This window comes from Gemmobacter caeni (assembly GCF_003054195.1).
GTDB lineage: Bacteria > Pseudomonadota > Alphaproteobacteria > Rhodobacterales > Rhodobacteraceae > Gemmobacter > Gemmobacter caeni.
Genome location: NZ_QBKP01000010.1, coordinates 37,723 through 55,210, shown reverse-complemented (window position 1 = coordinate 55,210; position 17,488 = coordinate 37,723). Strand labels below are relative to the sequence as shown.

Genomic DNA, 17,488 nt, shown 5'->3' with positions numbered 1-17,488 from the left:
GTTGACATGACCACAATCCAGAATGCAGATCAGGCCACCATCGTCGAGGAACTGGCCGCGGTGATCGTGGCCAACAAGGCCTTCCTGTCGGAAATCGACGGCAAGATCGGCGATGGCGACCATGGGATCAACATGGCCAAGGGATTTGGCCGCGCGGCGGAACGTATCCATGGCAAGGACATGACGCTGGATGCCGCCATGCTGGTGCTGTCCGATGTGCTGATGTCAGAAATCGGCGGTTCAATGGGTCCGCTTTACGGGCTGATGTTCGAGGATATGGCCGGGGCGCTGACAGGCCGGGAGGTGATTGACGCGGCGACCTTCTCCACCATGCTCAATGCCGGGCTGGAGGGCGTGCGCGGCGTCGGATCGGCCGAGGTGGGCGACAAGACGCTGATGGATACGCTGGTTCCCGCCGTCGCGGCCTTTGACGCAGCGCAGGGGCAGGGTTTTGCCGCAGCGCTTCGGGCTATGGCTGCGGCGGCGGAAACCGGGCGCGACAGTACGATTGATCTGGTGGCGAAGATCGGGCGGGCCAGCCGGCTTGGCGAAAGGTCACGCGGGGTGCTGGATGCGGGGGCGACCTCCTGCTGCATGATCCTCACGACCCTCGCGCAATCGGTACAGCGCAGGCTGGCCTGAGCCAGGAGGCCGCTCCCGCTTCGGCTCTTGCGTCGGGGCGGGGATTGGGGCCAAGTGACCACATGAGCCCGCTGGACGCCAATCAGATTGTTGCCCTTTTTCGTGTGATCGCCCGGCGTCTTGCCGAGGCGCGGTCGGAACTTGGTGTGCTGGACGGTGCTATCGGGGATGCGGACCACGGCAATTCCATGGCCGATGGCTTTGCCGCCGTGGTGCGGGCCAGCGCTGAAGCGGCGGCGGCGGGTTGCGCAGCGGGGGATCTGTTCGCCGTTGCGGGCCGGGCCTTCCTGAATGCCGTTGGGGCCACGACCGGCCCGCTTTATGCCAGCGCCCTGTTGCGGGCGGGGCAGCAATTCGCCGGACGGGCCGAAATCGCGGCAGAGGATGTGCCTGCTCTGGTTTCGGCCTTCGCGGCGGGCATCCGGGATCGGGGCAAGGCCCAGCCGGGTGACAAGACCATGATGGATGTCTGGGCGCCTGCCGCGCGGGCGGCGGAACTGCCGGGCGATCCCCTTGCGCGGCTGGATCGTGCGCTGCGCGTAGCCGAGGAAGGGCGCGACGCGACGCGTGCCATGGTCGCCTCTGTCGGTCGCGCGGCGCGGCTGGGCGAGCGCAGCCTTGGGCACATCGACCCCGGTGCCGCTTCGGCTGTCATCGTCATCGCCGCCCTGCGTGACGCGCTGGCGCGGTATCTGTCCGAGGCACGGCCCTGATGGCGCCGCGTCCGGGCAGCAAATCAGGTGACGGGGATACCGCTTCTGCCATGCCGCTGCGCTATGGCGACGATCCCCTGCTCTGGGCGGCATGGCTTTATTACGAGGAAGGGCTGACCCAGGGCGAGATCGCCGAGAAGATGGGTCTGTCCCGCGCCTCGGTGAATGCCTATCTGGCCGATGCCCGCACGCGCGGCATCGTGAATATCGAGATCGCGCCCGACAAGTTCCGCAGCCTGTCCATCGCGCAGGCGCTGCGCGATCATTTCGGCTTGCAGGATTGTCTGGTGATCCCGACCGAGGGCGGTGACCGTTCGCTGATCGCCCGGCTGGGGGCAGCCGGCGCACAGACCTTGCAGCGCTTCGTCAAATCCGGAGACACGCTGGCCGTGACCTGGGGCCGCACCGTTCTGGCGCTGGCCGAGGCGCTGGACCGTCCGGGGTTGCAGGATGTGCGGGTGGTGCAGGCCACCGGCGGCACCACGGCGAAGATCCCGTGGACACCCGAGGCCTGCGCCTCGCGTCTCGCCGAGGCGCTGAATGCGCGCAGCATCCCGATTTCGGCTCCCGCGACAGTGTCTTCGCCCGAGATCCGCGCCATGCTGATGCAGGAGCCGGTTCTGGCCGAGCAACTGGCCATTCTGGCCGAGGCTGACCGGATCGTGATGGGGATTTCCTCGCTGCGGCCGGAAAGCACGATCCACAGCAGCGGCTTTCTGGATGGCGGCGTGCAACATGCGCATTATCAGGATGCCGTGGGCAGCATCATCGGCCGCTTCATCAACGCGCGCGGCGAGTCGGTGATCGGGCCGATGCATGAACGCACAATCGGCATCGACCTCGACGCCCTGCGCCGCATCCCGCAACGCATCGCGGTCGCAGGCGGAGTGGACAAGCTGCCAGCCATTCTGGCGGCATTGCGCGGGGGCTATGTCAATGTGCTGGTCACCGATGTGGTGACCGGGCGCGGGATTCTGACCGCAGAAGGCTACAAGGACACGCCGCGCCGCAGCCCGCCGCCGGTTCAGGCGCCGCTGACCGCGCGCAGCCATGTGAAAAAGCTGATCAACGCGCCGCAGGACGCGGTGGACGAGGCGCTGAAAGGCGCGCTTCTGGCGCATGAGCATCTGATCGCCGCGCTGCCGGGCAGCCCCCGCGCGATCCGTGCGCTGGAAGGCCCGCGTGCGGGCAAGGTGGGCATCGTGATAGGTGGCGGCGCCGGGCATGAGCCGGGGTTCTGGGGCTATGTCGGCCGGGGGCTGGCCGATGCCGCAGCGATTGGCAACCTCTTCGCTTCGCCGCCGCCCGGCCCGATCCTCGCTGCGACACAGGCTGTGGATGGCGGGGCAGGTGTTCTGTATATCTACGGCAACTTTTCCGGCGATGTGATGAACTTCGACATGGCGGCAGAGCTGGCCATGGCCGAGGGAATTGCGGTGCGTGCCGTGGTCACGACCGACGATATCGCCTCCTCCCCGGTAGAGAGCCGCGCGGCGCGGCGCGGTGTGGCGGGCAATGTGTTCATCTTCAAGATCGCCGGGGCGGCAGCCGACCGGATGCTGCCGCTGGAAGCCTGCGACGCGCTTGTGCGGCGGGCCAATGCGCGCACCTACACCATGGGGCTGGCGCTGGAACCGGGCAGCCTGCCGGAAACCCGGCGACCCAGTTTCGAGCTTGGCCCGAACGACATCGAAATCGGCGTCGGCGTACATGGCGAGCCGGGGGTGGTGCGTCAGCCACTGGCCCCTGCGGATGATTGTGCCGACCTGCTTCTGGATCGCATCCTCGCCGAAATGGCCCCGCATGAAGGGGACCGGGTGGCGGTTCTGGTCAATTCGCTGGGTGGCACACCGGCGATGGAGCTTTACATCATTCTGCGCCGGGTGCGGCAGCGACTGAAATCGCGGGGGATCGAGGTCCACAGCAGTCTGGTCGGGCCTTACTACACCTCCCTCGACATGGCGGGCGTGTCGCTGACGCTTCTGCATCTGGATGACGAGCTTGCAGGCCTGCTGGAGGCGCCCTGTCGGTCAGCGGCGCTGGTGGTTCCCTGACGCATCACGCGCCTGTCGCAAACCCTGCTTCTGCGGCCGTTCGGCGGGCTGACTGCGGGTTGCCGGGAATTTTGGCATTCTCCCGCTGCGGGAAACCCTGCTAGCATCCCGTGGGAAGCTGGGCTGCTGCAATGTCGATCCGCGAACTTCTTGATAACCTGCACAATGTCGTGCGCGATCCGCGCGGCGAGACCCGCTATTGGGGTGATCCGGCGCACAGCTTCAACCTGTTGCCAGGCATCGAGCTTGCAGGCCAGATCGTGCCCGCGCTTTATTTCTCGCACTGGCGCATTCTTGCGCCGCCAAACCTGCCCGCCGAAATAGCCGCGCCGGTTGCCGCCGGGCAGGCGATGGTCGATCAGTTGCGGGAGGGACGGCGTGATCCCTGCGGGCTGATCAACGGCCAGCTGCTTGTGATCCGGCCGGAGGCCGAACGCGGCATGGGCATGGTGGTCTTTCTGGACATGTCGTCGCTCGCGCGCTGCCTTGCCGCAGATTTTCCCGACGTGCGCCTGACACCAGCCCTTTTGCAACTGCTTGCAGCGGTTCTTGCAGGTATCCCGATCAAGACGGGCCATCAGGATGACCTGCGATCCGCCGAGACCCGCAAGACACAAGCCCGTGCGTTGCGCGACAGGTTCGGTCTTGCCACGACCGAAGAGGTTGGCCGCATTGTCGGTGCTTTCATCCTGCGCCGGGTCGAGGCCGCGGCGAGCCAGCGTCAGCGCGCCGACAGTCAGGCCTTCCACGCCCATATCGACCGTTTCTACCCCGAGGGCGTGCAATCGCTGGTCCTTTTGGGCCGCGATGGTGAACCGTGCCGCGTTCTGGCGATGGGGCCGGTGGCGGGGCGGCCCGTCATCATGCTGCATCCCCTGATCCTGCCAAGTATCGCCGGTGAGGATATCGAGGAACTGCACAGGCTGAACCTGCGGCTGTACTGGCCGCTGCGGATCGGTCAGCTTGCCCCGCACGACAGGCCCGCATCGGAAGAGGAAACGATCCGCCACGCGCTGCGCGGGATCGACCTTGTGCGTAGTTGTTTTTGCGGGCCGACGGCGACACTGGTCAGCATTGCGGCGGCCTCGAAGATTGCCCTGGCCTATGCCCGGCGGCACCCCGAGCGGGTGAACATGATCTGCACTGCGGCGGTCTGTGTGTTGCGCGGGCGGCCGCAGACCGCGAACCGGCGGCTGGCCAAAAGCATTCTCGACATTCTGGACCGGACGCCCTGGCTGGCAGAGGGTGCCCTGCGGATCGCGACGAGCCACCTGCTGTCAGAGCGCCGGTTCCGCCGCTTCCTTACGGACCAGTTTGCCGAAAATCCGGCGGATGGGGCGATCATCCGCTACGAGCTGGACGAAGTTGCAGGCGGGCACCGTATCAAGGAGGCGATCGAGCTTTCGCTGCATTCAATCCGCAACGATTTCGCCTTCCAGCTTGATCTTGAGTGGGATCAGGCCCGGCATCTGAAAATGCCGCTTCATATCCTGCATGGCGCGCAGGACAGCATCCACCCGCTGCCCATGATCCGCGCGCTGGCTGCCGGATTGCCCGACGCAGAGTTGCATGTCATGCCTGAAACCGGGCAATTGCTGATGGGGCCAAGCCTGCGGCGGATGTTTCGCCTGCTGGCGGGTCTCGTGCCCCGGACCTAGCCGGTTCCCGATGTAACGAGAGTTCCTGATGTTGCGCCGACTTGTCTTTGCCATGCCTGAGCTTTCGCAAAACCTGATGTTTGCCTCGGTGAATGGCTGGTTTCTGTATTACCTCGTCACCGTGCTCGGGCTTTCGCCTGCACTTGCGGGGGCGGTGTTCCTGATCGGGCGCGTGCTGGATGCGGTGCTGGATGTTCCGGTGGGCTTCCTGTCCGACCGGATGGCGCGCAGGGGCGGGCGGGTGCGGCTGATCGGCGTCTCGCTGCCGCTTGCGGCATGTGCCTTTGTGGTGATGTGGCTGGCCCCGGCGATGGGCACCTCGCATACCGTGGTTTTTCTGGCGGCGACGGCAGGGTTCTCACTGTTTGCCCTGTTCTACACACTGGTTGCCGTGCCGCGCATTGCGCTGTTGCCGGGCTATGCCCGCACACGACCCGAACGGATCCGTCAGGTCGCCATCGACATGGTCGTCGCATGGTTTGCGGTCGGGATGGCCTCGGCGGCATTTCCCGCGCTGGTCGGTCAGGCGGCCCGCCATACCGAAGCCCCGCTGACCTGGGGGCTTGCGGCTGCGGTCGTCGCAGTCATCGGACTGGCGTTCTATCTGCCGTTTCTGCTGCGGGTTGATGACAGGATGCTGCATCCGCAGGGTGCGGAAGCCCCCCTGACATTGCGGCAGGGTCTCGCGCGGCTGCGACGGCTGCGGCAGAGGCTGCCATTCGGCCGGTTCTTCCTGCTGGTGCTCGCGCCATTCCTGCTGCAATCCGTACTGCCCTTCTATCTGAGCCTGCATATCGGCCTGCCGGCTGAGCGGCAGTTTCCGGTGCTGGGCGCAGTCTTCGCCACCGCTTTGCTGGCCTTTCCGGTCTGGTCCCGCATCGCGCAGCGTGTCAGCGCCAGAAGCCAGACGCTTGCCGCGCTGGGGATAACGGCTTGCGCTCTGGTGGTGATGCCCTTTCTGCCCGCCGGGCTGTCTGCCCCGATCTTCGCGCTTGCAGTGATCTGCGGTGCGGGCCTGTCCGGTCTGGCGCTTGCGGCCTGGGTGCTGATCCCGCAGACGGTCGACCGGGCGCAGCAGATGGCAGAAGCGCCGGGGGAGGGGCTGACCTCGGCGGCCTTCACCTTCATCAACAAGCTGGCGGCAGGTGGGGCGGCGATGATTAACGGCATCGCGCTGTCGCTTGTCCCGCCCCGTGCCGGGGGTGGTGACAGCCTGATCGGCTGGGCGGCTTCGCTGCCCGCGCTGGCCTGCTGCCTGATCGCGGCGGCGCTGCTGTTGCGCGGTGCCCGGTAAAACCGGCCTTCCCGTGGCAGCGCCAGACCGACAATCGCCCGGCTATCCCCCCCAGGGGGGAAGCGGGTGGCAGGGATTTGAGTTAAATTCTCAATTAAATCTGTTGGTTGCCATGCTGACCGAGGGCGCATGCCCCGGTGGATCAGGGCGTGCCGTCCCCCTGTGACGTCGCATGTGATTGCGTGCGTCCGGCGATTCCGGAGGAATTTGAATGAGCTTTTACATCCCCGTCTCCATGCGCATTGAATACACACTGGATTCGCGATCAGCTTTTTACAGTTACGCAGAGACCTACGATCCTTACAGCTTCAGCGATTCCGGTGACCCGACCGGGGCCTCGCTGAACGAGGCGGCGCAGGATCTGGTGTTCACGGGCAGTGTGGAAGGGCAGGCGTTCGAGTTCATTCTGGTCGAACAACTGCGGCACATGCTTGGCACGCTGAATACCTCGCTCAGCGAGACCTATGCGACCTATTCACATTCTTATTCAAACACCTGGGACATGTGGTACGCCAACGGCGCCATCACGGAATGGTTCGTGGGATACGGCCCGGGAACCAATGCCTACGACACCCTCTTTGGCACGGCAGAGTGGTATCGGAACGATTACGGCAACGTTTCCAGCGGGTCGGACGAGACCTCGCTCGTCTATCAAAGCTGGACCTGGTGGACGGACTCCTTCGCGGTTGACTACGATCTTTATGATGAAGTGGTGAACTTCAATGCGCTGTCCGGGCTGCAATCGCTTGCGATCCTCTATGGTGATCACCCGCTTGCCAGCGGTGGGGAGGACGCCGATGTCGTGGTGCTTTCCGATACCGGCAGGATCGAGGTCAGTTATCAGGGCAATACCCGGATTTACGATCTGGAAAGCATCTTCGATGCTGCCGGTGGCAATGACAGCATCACCGGCGGCCTGCGCGAAGATCAAATCTCGGGCGGTGAAGGGCATGACACACTGAGCGGCGCGGCGGCGTCCGACAGCCTTTATGGCGGCGGCGGCGCCGATCTTCTGTATGGCGGCCTGGGCGATGATGAATTGCAGGGCGAGGGCGGAAACGACTCGGCCTATGGCGGTGAGGGGCAGGATTACCTGCTTGGCGGTGATGGGGATGACCTGCTGGATGGCGGCGCCGGAGACGATACGCTGGACGGGCAGGGCAGCGGAAATGACACGCTGTTCGGCGGTGATGGGAATGACAACCTGTCCGGCCATGACGGCGCCTCGATCTACGGCGGGGCGGGGAACGATACGATCTACGGCACGCTTTATGGCGGCGAGCTGGTCGCCGATGGCGGGGCAGGGAGCGACTATTTCGACGTTTCAGCAACTTCCGCCGGTGTCGTCACCCTGTCGGGGGGCGATGGCGATGATACGCTGCTCGTCTGGGCGGATGTTTCCGGCGAGGTCGATCTGGGGGACGGGGCGGATACGCTGAACGTCGATGCGCAGAACGAGATCCGCGTGACGACCGGCGCCGGGAAGGACCGGGTGGTGCTTCAGAACTGGTCGGAAGCCGTCGACAACAAACTGGAAATTACCGATTTTCAGGCAGGAACAGGCGGTGATGTGCTGGTGCTGGACCGGCTGTTCGGCGCGGGCCGTGATCCCTTTGCCGAGGGGATGCTTTCCCTCCGCCAGGCGGGGGGCGATGCGGTTCTTTGGCTGGACAGCGACGGGGACGGGGCGGCTGAGGCAGTCAGGCTGGTCACCTTCCGCGACACGGATGCCGCGGCTTTCGCGCCGGGAAATATCTCGCCCTTGTCAGCCTCGCTGGACGATGCGCCCGTTGTGACCCGGCCGCTGGCGAACCGCAGGTTTGCGGAGGACAGCGGCAGGTTCAGCTTCACCCTACCGTCCGACAGTTTCACTGACCCCGAGGGCAAGATGACCGTCCTTTCGGCAAGGCTGGCAAACGGGCGGGCCCTGCCTGCCTGGTTGAGCTTTGATACCGCGACAGGCAGCTTTACCGGGACACCGCCCGCGAACTTCAACGGCGCTCTTGATATCCGTGTGACGGCAAGCGATGGCCGATGGAAGGTCAGCGATGAATTCAGGCTGGCCATCCTGCCGGTCAACGATGCGCCGACCGGGCGTATCCTGATCGACAAGTCAGTGCATGTCGGCACTGCCGTGCGTGCCGATGTCTCGGCGCTTGCCGATGCTGACGGGCTTGGCGCATTTGCGTTTCAATGGTTGCGCGACGGCAAAGCGATCCGCAGTGCAACGGAGGCCGCCTATATTCCGTCGGTGGCGGATATCGGGGCAAGACTGTCTGTCCGCGTGCGCTACGAGGATGGCGATGGCACGCGCGAAACCATCACCTCTGCCGCTACAGCGCGCGTTCCGCTGGAACCGCTGGTGGGAACATCCGCAAAGGACACGCTGACCGGATCGCATCGGAATGACACGATCCGGGGGGGCGGTGGCAATGACACGCTTGATGGCCGGGCCGGAAACGACAAGCTGTTCGGCGGTTCGGGCGGCGACGAGCTGAAAGGCGGAACCGGGGTCGACACGCTTGATGGCGGCAGCGGCAACGACAGGCTGTTCGGCGGTTCGGGCCAGGATCTGCTGCGCGGCGGGGCAGGGGCGGATACGATGGACGGCGGCGGTGGAGCGGACAGAATGGCCGGAGGCAGCGGAAACGATACCTATATCGTGAATGCGACGGGCGATCTTATCAGCGAGGCGCGGCGGGGCGGCGTGGATCATGTGCGGACCTCGGTTGATCTGACGCTTGCCGCCAATGTGGAAAATCTCACGATGACCGGAAAGGCCGATCTGACGGCCGTCGGCAACAGCTCCGCGAACCTGATGACCGGCAACAGCGGCCGCAACACGCTGAATGGCGCGCGCGGCAACGATACGCTGAATGGCGGCGGCGGCAATGACCGGCTGACCGGGGGGCAGGGCAATGACCTTCTGAAAGGTGGCACCGGGGCCGACACGCTGGATGGTGGCTCGGGACGCGATGTGCTGACAGGTGGCAGCGGGGCGGATGTCTTCGTTTTCACCGCAGGCTCGGGGCGCGATGTCATCACCGATTTCCGCAAGTCTGCCGACATGATCCAGCTGCGCGACCTGGGTGTATCCTCGTTCAGCGAGGTGCGGGCCCTTGCCACTCGGGTTGACGGCGACGTGGTGATCCGGTTCGGCGAGGGCGATACCCTGATCCTCCGCGACACCACGATCCAGGCGCTGTCCGAGGCGATGATCTTCGTCTGACCGTCAACCGGCGGACGCCCCCCTGATCTTGCGCGGCCCGGCTGAATGCCGGGAGCCGCCGGGGCCAAGAAGGCCCCGGCGGCAGTTGCGCAGGCCGCACTCCTGCGCGGTGGTCAGTTGCCCCGCATCACGCGCGGCACCGGCCAGCCGGTCAGGCGCTCGCGCCCGGTTTCGATGGTGACACGGCCGTCATTCAGTTCGGCCACTTTCAGGCCCTGGGCAGTGACGGTTCCGGCGAGTTTGATCGTGATCAGCATGTCGGTCTCTTTCGTTTCGGGGGCCGGGCGATGCGCGGCAAAACGAGGGGAAATGGGCAGAAGCCCCAGCGGGATGGCAGGAAAGGCCATGGTCATCGGCGTGCCAGCGGGTCAAGCGGTTCGATAAGTGCTTCCCAGACCGCAGGGTCGCGCCCCTCCAGCAACTCTGCTGCGGCTTCGGCCGGACGGCGCGAGAACAGGGTCAGCGGCCTCCCGTTGATCCGGTGCAGGGCGCCGGTGCGCCGGTCGACCAGACGCACGGCACAGGTGCGCAGATCGCCTTGCATCTTGTGCATCGACACGGGCTGCGCATGGGCGGCAAATACGGTCATCTTGCGATCTCCTTTGCTTGGGGCGGCGGGCTGCCGCCGTTGCTCATTAATAACGACATACTTGATCGAGTATTTCCAGAGAAAATTCACGTTCATTTTTGTCGTGTATATGGAATTTTCCTGCTGCGGGCGCTCTTCTGGCTGAAGGCCCGTTCTTTAAGATAAAAGAATCAATATCTTGTGAGTAAACTGAGTGCCGCAAAAACACGATCAAGTATGTAGACATTTCTTCAAACCCTGCCATGCTGGAGGTGTTGGCCCGGAAGTTCATCGCAGCTCATCCCGTCAGGAGGACCAAAGATGGAGGCACTTGATCTGATCGACCGCAAGATCGTGGCCGAACTCATGCGCGACGCCACACTGCCTCTGGCCCAGATCGGCGAGAAGGTCGGCCTGTCGCAGACGCCGTGCTGGAAGCGTATCCAGCGGCTTCAGGAAAGTGGCGTGCTGACTGCAAGGGTGGCCATGGCCGATCCGGCCAAGCTGGGCTTTGGCCTGACCATCTTCGTCGGGATCGAGGCGCCGGATCATGGCGCAGACTGGCGTGCGGCCTTCACCCGGGCAGTGGCGAGCCTGCCCGAGATCATGGAAGTCTATCGTATGGCGGGCGAGATGGATTACCTGCTGCGCATCGCGGTACCGGACATGACGGCGTTCGACACGCTGTACAAACGGCTGACCGATGCGGTGCCGATCAGGAATGTCACCTCGCATTTCGCGATGGAACGGATGAAGTTCACCACCGCCTATCCGGTGGATACCCGCAGCCGCTGAGAAAGATTTTTCCTGCAAGGGGGGAGTCTTTGGAAACAAAAATCACGATAAGATTGATAGATTTATCTGGTGCAACCCGAGGAAAGGAGCCCGCCATGACCATGACCAAGACGCTGATCGTGCCCGGCCTTGATGGATCACCCGCGCCGCACTGGCAGCATTGGTGGGCGCAGACCGATCCCCATGCGCAGATGGTAGATCTGTCCTTCCCGCATCATCCCTCGCCCGAGGTCTGGGAGTTTGAGCTTGCGGGCGCAATCCTGCAACATCCCGATACGGTGCTTGTCGGTCATTCGCTTGGTGCGGTGCTGATCGCACGGCTGCTGACGAAATGGCCGCATCTGCGCGTGTCGGCGGCCTTGCTGGTTGCCCCGGCGGAGACGGCGGGAAATGATCACATCGGCCATTTTGGCGCCATTCCAGAGCAATCGCTGGATCTGCCTGCAATTGTCGTGGGCAGTCGCAATGATCCGTGGATGTCGTTTGAACGCGCCAGCGCGCTGGCCGGTGTGTGGGGGGCGCAACTGGTTGATCTGGGCGACGCCGGTCATGTGAATGTCGCCTCGGGCTATGGGCCCTGGCCGCAGGGGAAGGCCCTGGCCGCCATGCTGCGCCCGGAGCCGCTCGCCACTGCGCCGAGGCGGATGGCGCATAAGGAGGGCGGGCTCTGGCTGTGACCTTCAGCCACGGACCGGCATGCTGCCTGCCGTGGCCGCGCGAAACGGTTCGCTCTGCACAATGTGCGGCAGATCACGGGTTCGGGGCGGCTGCTCCGGGCATTTGACATCCCCATGCGGCCGGATCGGCAAGGTCCGGTCGCATAAGTATGAGCATCGGGTGTCCCGCAAAACGTCCCGGCGAAAGATCCCGGTTGACAGAAGGTTGCAGTGAAGGTTAAACGTTTAACGAATGAAGTTAAACGTTTTGCCAAGCGAGGCGCCGTGTCAAGAATCACCATCAAGGATGTGGCGGCACAGGCGGGCGTGTCGATCGCAACGGTTTCCAATGCGTTCAGCGGGCGGAAATCTGTCAGCCCCGATATTATCCAGCGGGTTGAGGAAGCCGCCCGCGCGCTTGGCTATCAGAAGAACATCGCCGCCTCGCAGTTGCGGTCGGGCAGGGTACGGGTGGTGGGCGTGCTGGTGCCCAGCCTCGCGGATACATTCTTCGCCTCGCTGGTGTCGCATCTTGAGGAACTGGCCGAGGCTGACGGCTTTCAGGTGCTGGTCGCCACCTCGCGCGATGATGCCCGCCACGAAAGGGCGCAGCTCGACGCGCTGCTGGGGTGGAAGCCTTCGGGCCTGATCGCGGTGCCCTGCACCAACCAGATCCCCGAAAATCTGCGCCGCGAATTTCCGGGCCTGCCAATGGTTCTGGTCGACCGTATCGGTGAGGACGACCTGCCGGTCGACACCGTGACAGTGGATAACCATACCGCCGGGCGCGAGGCGGCCGAGCATGTGCTGGATCTGGGGCACCGGGATATCCTGATCGCGGCCTCCGTCGCGGCCTTGCGTCCGATTGCCGAGCGTATCCGTGGCATCAGCGGAGCCTGCCATCACCACGCAGGCCAGCCGCCCCGGATCATCGAGCTTGGTCCCGAAGTGGAAACCGGGGCGGCCCGGCTGGAGGCATGGCTGGCCCGGAACAGCCATCCGACAGCGGTGATCGCAATGACCAACGTGACCACACTCGCGGTTCTGACCGCCTTTGCACAGCGCGGAATCGACATTCCGGGGGCGGTCTCGCTGGTGGGATTTGACGACTACGCCTGGATGACGGCCCGCAAGGTGCCGCTCTCTGCCGTACGCCAGCCGATCCGCGACATCGCGGCTGCGGCCTGGACCAGGCTGATGGAAAGAATGGACGGTTCCGAGGAAGCACCGGCCCGGATCGTGCTGGAGGCGCCGCTGCAACGCCGCGATTCCGTGGGGGCGGTTCCGGCCTGACCGGACCGGCCGAGCGAAGGAGAGACCGGCCTCGCGCCGGTCGGGGAGATATGCCGTGAGGAAGACCACGTTTCTGGGGGTAATACCCCTGCTTGCGCCCGTGCAGCTGTTGCTGCTGTGCGTCGTGATCCTGCCAGCGCTCTATGTCGTCTGGCTGAGCTTTCATCTGTCGAGCTTCGGTCAGGCACCGGAATTCGTCGGGTGGCAGAATTATCTGCGCGTCCTGTCGGACCCGGCGTTCCGCAGTGCAATGTGGAACACGGTGATCATCGTGGTGGTCGCGGTGCATCTGGAAATGCTTGTCGCGCTGGGGATGGCGCTGCTGTGCAACAGCGGGGTGAAGTTCCGCCGCTTCCTGCTGGTTGCCGTTCTGGCGCCCTATGCGGTGTCCGAGGTGGTCGCGGTCGCGATGTGGCGCTTTCTGTTCGATCTGGACATCGGCCCGGTCACGCTTGCCTTGCAGGCGCTGGGTCTGCCCGTGCTCGAATGGTCCTACGAGCCCAGCCATGCGATGATCATGATCATCCTGCTGACCATCTGGATGCATCTGCCCTTCACCTTCGTCATCCTCTATGCGGCCCGGCTGGCCATGCCTGCCGACCTGTACGAGGCGGCGCGGATCGACGGCGCCACGCGGCTGCAATGTTTCTGGCGGGTGACGCTGCCGCTGATGGGGCCGGCGATCATCGTGGCACTGCTGTTCCGCTATATCTTTGCGTTCCGCATGTTTTCCGAAGTCTGGCTGCTGACCGGGGGTGGCCCGGCCCGCTCGACCGAAGTGGTGGCGGTTTATCTGTATCAGGAGGCGTTCAGCTACAACGCTTTCGGCACCGCCTCGGCCACGGCGCTGCTGATGGTGATCGCCTCTCTGGTGCTGGCATCCGGTTATATCTGGCTCTTGCGTCGGCAGGTGAAGAATGCGCGCTGAATCCCTTCTCGTTCCGATTGGCAAGACGCTGGCCGTGGCCGCGATCCTTGTCTGGTCGTTGTTCCCGATCGTCTTCATCGTCGCCTCGTCGGTGAAGCCGGGACAGGACATCTTCGCCGTGCCGCCGCAATGGGTTTTCGAGCCGACCTTGCAGCATTACGCGACGCTCTGGGCACAATGGGGGGTATTCTTCCGCGGGCTCTGGAATTCGCTCCTCATCACCATCGGGGCGACGGTGCTGGCCGTCGTGGCCTCGACCTGCGCGGGCTATGCCTTTTCGCGCCATGCCGCGCGCTGGCTGGACCTGTCGGTCGTCGCGCTGATCGCGGTACGTCTGATCCCGCCCATCGTGGTGACGCTGCCGCTGTTTCCCATCGTGAACCGTCTGGGGCTGGCCGACACCCATCTGGTGCTGATCGTGCTTTACGCGACCTTCTTCGTTTCGCTGGGCACGGTGCTGATGCGCACCTTCATCGACCAGATCCCCCGCGATCTGGACGAGGCGGCGGCCATCGACGGTGCATCGCGGCTTACAATCCTGTGGCGGGTGATCGTGCCGCTGGCGGCGCCCGGTATCCTTGCGGTGGCGGTCTTCGTGATCGTCTTCGCCTGGAACGAATTCCTGTTCGCTTTCATCTTCACCGGGACCAATGCCAAGACCGCGCCGCTCGTGATTTCCGAGATGATCGGCTCGATCGACGGGGTGGACTGGGGCGTGCTGTTCGCCGCCTCGACCGTCCAGCTCGCGCCGGTTCTGGCCTTCGTGATCCTGATGAACCGCTACCTCGTGGCCGGGCTGACCGCCGGTGCCACCAAAGGCTGATCCATGTTTCTGGGAGGAGACACCATGACAAGACCGATGCAGATGAACCGCCGTGGATTTCTGGCCAGCGCGACCGGCACGCTGGCGCTGCTGGCGGCCGCCCCGGCCCTTGCGGCGGGCAAGGTGCTGAATATCCTCAGTCACCGGGTCCATCAGGCGGTTCTGGGCGAGGGTGAGGGCGATCTGATGGCGGGCTGGAAAACGGCCAATGACGCCGATCTGGCCTTCACCACCTTCGATTCCAACCCGCTGATGGACCGGCTGTTCCGCGAGGCGAGCCTGCCGGAAACCGAATTCAGCTTGGGCTACATGGTCGACAACCGCCCCACCTCGGATATCGCACGTTTGTTCGAGCCGCTGGATGGCTGGCAGGAAAAAGACCCGATTGCCGATTTCGCGGATCTGGCCCCCGGTCTGATCAAAGGCATGACCATCGACGGCAAGCTGATCGGCATTCCGGTGCGCACGGCGACGCAGGCGCTGTTCTACAACGAAGATCTGCTGGAACAGGCGGGCTTCACCGCACCGCCCGCCACGCTGGAGGAGCTGGTCGCGCAGGCGCAGAAGATTTCGGCCGACAAGATCGCGACCGGCATGGTGCTGGCCTCGGATCTGGCGGTCTTCCCGGTGATGTTTGCCCGTGCTTTCGGTGGCGATTTCCTCACGCAGGATTTCAGGCTGCTGCCCGATCCCGCCGCGATGGAACAGGCACTGACGGTGCTTGCGGGAATGTTCGCCGACGGCTCATTGCCACGCAGTTATGCCACCACCAAGAATGACGATCAGGTCACCTGGATGCAGCAGGGGCGTGCAGCCTTCACCGTGCTGCCCTTTGCCCGTGCGGCGCAGCTCAACAATCCTGAGCAATCCAAATTCCCCGGCCGCATCAAGGCGGTGGGCTTCCCGGTGACGGGGGGACTGGTCGGCAAGACTCCGATGGCGGCGGTGGTGGAGGCCTGGGCCATGGTGATCCCGGCCAATGCCAGGGACAAGGATCTGGCCTGGAGCTACATCAGGCAGGTTTCCTCACCAGAAACCACGCTGGGCATGGCGCTGAACGGCAATGGCGCGGCGCGGGTCTCGACCTTCTCGGACCCCAGGCTGATCGAGAAGAACCCGCTGGCCGCCATTGAGGCTGAGGCGCTGGCCAATGCGCGCGGTGCCTTCCCGCCCTTCCCCGAAGCCGCCCGCGCGCAGGCGCTGCTCCTTGAGGAAGTCCAGCTTGCCGTCATGGGCCGCAAGACCCCGGCCGAGGCGGTGGCCGCGATCTCCGAACGGGTGGCACCGCTGCTGCCCTGACCCTCAGGCTTCGGGCGGGGCTGTCATGGCCCCGCCGTCCTTCCCCTTTTCCGAATTCCACGATCAGGATCTGCGAAACATGGCACAGACTGCCACCATCCACGAACCCGCCCGCGAAATCCCCGTCAGCGCGGACTATGATGTGCTTGTCGTCGGCGGCGGCCCGGCGGGGCTGACTTCGGCGCTGGCAGCGGCGGAAAGCGGTCTGCGGGTCGGTCTGCTGGAAAGCCGCAGCTTCGTCGGCGGCAACATGACCATCGGCCTGCCGGTGCTGGGCTTCCTTGGGCAGAAGGGCAACCAGATCATCGAAGGGCTGCCACAGAAATTCATCGACCGGCTGAAGGCGCGCGAGGCGGCCTCGGAACACCGGGCCTGCCCGCTGCATATGGGTATCACACTGGTGGAACCCGAGGCCGTCAAGACCGTGGGCCTTGAGATGCTGACGGAAGCCGGGGTGGATGTGGTGTTCTACACCTTCGTCGCGGGCGTGGTGATGGATGAGGACGACCACACGATCCGGGGCGTCATCACCGAAAGCAAATCGGGGCGCAGCGCCGTGATGGCCCGCGTCGTGATCGACTGTACCGGCGATGCAGATGTGGCCCACCGCGCCGGGGTCGTGACCGAAAAGGGCAATGAACATGGCGGGATGCAGCCGCCCACGCTGATGTTCTGTCTGTCGGACGTGGATACCGACAAGCTGCGCATGGCCATCGCCAATGCCCCGAAAGAGGCGCGCACCTATCTGACCGATTTCATTCCGGCTGATTACTTCGGCCAGAACCACCAGTTCATCGTGGTGGGTCTGCGCGAGTTGATGGCGAAGGCCAGGCAGGAGCGCGATCTTGATATTCCGAACGAGCGCACGATCATCATCACAGGGCTGAAGAAAGGCGAGGCCTGGATCAACATGACCCGCGTCGCGGGCACCGATGGCACCGATGCCCGCTCGTTGTCCAATGGCGAGATCGTGGCCCGGCGGCAGATCGACGATATCGTGGAATATCTGGTCAACTATGTTCCGGGGTTCGAGAAGGCGCATTTTACCAAGACCGCGCCTTTCCTCGGCATTCGCGAAACCCGGCGCATCGTCGGGCGCTATGTGATGAACGAACAGGATGTCCTGGGGTGCCGCCATTTCGAGGATGCGATTGCCGTTGCCTCTTACCCCATCGACATTCACCGCCCCGGCGACGAAGGCTGTACCCTGATCTGGTGCGGGGATTGCTATGACATCCCCTATCGCTCGCTTCTGCCGCAGCGGGTGGAAAACCTGATCGTGGCCGGGCGCGCGATTTCCACCACGCATGAGGCGATGGGTGCGATCCGTGTGATGGCGACCTGCATGGCGATGGGCGAGGCTGCGGGTCGCGCCGCCGCGCTGGCGATCCGGCAGGATATCCGGCCACATGAGGTTGATATTCATGCCCTGCGCCGCGACTTGCTGACCCACGGTGCCTATCTGCGCGGCCTGATGGGCGAGCGGCTGACCCCCGAGACCGAGGCGGTCGCCATTCCCGGCTGACCCGCCGACAA

General features: G+C 64.4%; 15 protein-coding genes. 13 read left to right on the top strand and 2 right to left on the bottom strand.

All coding sequences use genetic code 11. The annotated features are described in order from the left end of the window. Positions 1-6: 6 nt before the first annotated feature. The 6 genes from dhaL (C8N34_RS15675) (at position 7) to C8N34_RS27175 (ending at position 9,590) form a co-directional block, all read left to right on the top strand. Positions 7-642: a dihydroxyacetone kinase subunit DhaL gene (gene dhaL / locus C8N34_RS15675; RefSeq protein ID WP_108129572.1), complete on the top strand. Its 636-nt coding sequence runs from the start codon at positions 7-9 to the stop codon at positions 640-642. Positions 643-704: 62 nt separating this feature from the next. Then, positions 705-1,355, top strand: coding sequence for a dihydroxyacetone kinase subunit DhaL (gene dhaL / locus C8N34_RS15670; protein ID WP_108129571.1), 651 nt, complete (start codon positions 705-707; stop codon positions 1,353-1,355). After that, positions 1,355-3,409 carry a bifunctional sugar-binding transcriptional regulator/dihydroxyacetone kinase subunit DhaK gene (locus C8N34_RS15665; protein WP_108129570.1) on the top strand — a complete coding sequence of 685 codons (2,055 nt, stop codon included), beginning with the start codon at positions 1,355-1,357 and terminating at the stop codon, positions 3,407-3,409. The genes dhaL (C8N34_RS15670) and C8N34_RS15665 overlap by 1 nt, the downstream gene beginning before the upstream one ends. A 131-nt stretch (positions 3,410-3,540) precedes the next feature. Next, on the top strand, positions 3,541-5,067 hold the full coding sequence (locus tag C8N34_RS15660; protein ID WP_108129569.1) for an alpha/beta fold hydrolase: 1,527 nt from the start codon (positions 3,541-3,543) through the stop codon (positions 5,065-5,067). Positions 5,068-5,095: 28 nt separating this feature from the next. Continuing rightward, on the top strand, positions 5,096-6,361 hold the full coding sequence (locus C8N34_RS15655) for an MFS transporter (RefSeq protein ID WP_108129568.1): 1,266 nt from the start codon (positions 5,096-5,098) through the stop codon (positions 6,359-6,361). A gap of 211 nt (positions 6,362-6,572) precedes the next feature. Continuing rightward, positions 6,573-9,590 (top strand): putative Ig domain-containing protein, encoded by a 3,018-nt coding sequence (locus C8N34_RS27175; RefSeq protein WP_108129567.1) that lies wholly within the window; start codon positions 6,573-6,575, stop codon positions 9,588-9,590. Positions 9,591-9,703: 113 nt separating this feature from the next. Here the strand turns inward: C8N34_RS27175 and C8N34_RS26670 are convergent, their stop codons facing one another. Together C8N34_RS26670 and C8N34_RS15640 are read right to left on the bottom strand one after the other, a co-directional pair. Beyond that, the gene (locus C8N34_RS26670) at positions 9,704-9,847 is read right to left on the bottom strand and encodes a hypothetical protein (protein WP_158640721.1); all 144 of its coding nucleotides are present in this window, start codon (positions 9,845-9,847) and stop codon (positions 9,704-9,706) included. 92 nt (positions 9,848-9,939) lie between these two features. After that, positions 9,940-10,179: a hypothetical protein gene (locus C8N34_RS15640; RefSeq protein WP_229825491.1), complete on the bottom strand. Its 240-nt coding sequence runs from the start codon at positions 10,177-10,179 to the stop codon at positions 9,940-9,942. Between the two features lie 300 nt (positions 10,180-10,479). On the opposite strand from C8N34_RS15640, the gene C8N34_RS15635 reads away from it, so the two are divergent. From C8N34_RS15635 to C8N34_RS15605, 7 genes are all read left to right on the top strand, one after another. After that, the gene (locus C8N34_RS15635; RefSeq protein WP_054302108.1) at positions 10,480-10,953 is read left to right on the top strand and encodes an Lrp/AsnC family transcriptional regulator; all 474 of its coding nucleotides are present in this window, start codon (positions 10,480-10,482) and stop codon (positions 10,951-10,953) included. Between the two features lie 101 nt (positions 10,954-11,054). Further along, positions 11,055-11,630, top strand: a complete 576-nt coding sequence (locus C8N34_RS15630; RefSeq protein ID WP_108129650.1) for an RBBP9/YdeN family alpha/beta hydrolase — start codon at positions 11,055-11,057, stop codon at positions 11,628-11,630. A gap of 264 nt (positions 11,631-11,894) precedes the next feature. Further along, the gene (locus tag C8N34_RS15625) at positions 11,895-12,902 is read left to right on the top strand and encodes a LacI family DNA-binding transcriptional regulator (protein WP_158640722.1); all 1,008 of its coding nucleotides are present in this window, start codon (positions 11,895-11,897) and stop codon (positions 12,900-12,902) included. A 55-nt stretch (positions 12,903-12,957) separates the two neighbouring features. Next, positions 12,958-13,830 (top strand): carbohydrate ABC transporter permease, encoded by an 873-nt coding sequence (locus C8N34_RS15620; protein WP_199750701.1) that lies wholly within the window; start codon positions 12,958-12,960, stop codon positions 13,828-13,830. Then, positions 13,820-14,653 (top strand): carbohydrate ABC transporter permease, encoded by an 834-nt coding sequence (locus C8N34_RS15615; protein ID WP_108129564.1) that lies wholly within the window; start codon positions 13,820-13,822, stop codon positions 14,651-14,653. Before C8N34_RS15620 ends, C8N34_RS15615 begins: the two co-directional genes overlap by 11 nt. Before the next feature lie 24 nt (positions 14,654-14,677). Then, positions 14,678-15,952 (top strand): ABC transporter substrate-binding protein, encoded by a 1,275-nt coding sequence (locus C8N34_RS15610; RefSeq protein WP_108129563.1) that lies wholly within the window; start codon positions 14,678-14,680, stop codon positions 15,950-15,952. A 79-nt stretch (positions 15,953-16,031) separates the two neighbouring features. After that, positions 16,032-17,477, top strand: a complete 1,446-nt coding sequence (locus tag C8N34_RS15605) for an FAD-dependent oxidoreductase (RefSeq protein ID WP_108129648.1) — start codon at positions 16,032-16,034, stop codon at positions 17,475-17,477. The last annotated feature ends 11 nt before the right edge of the window (positions 17,478-17,488 follow it).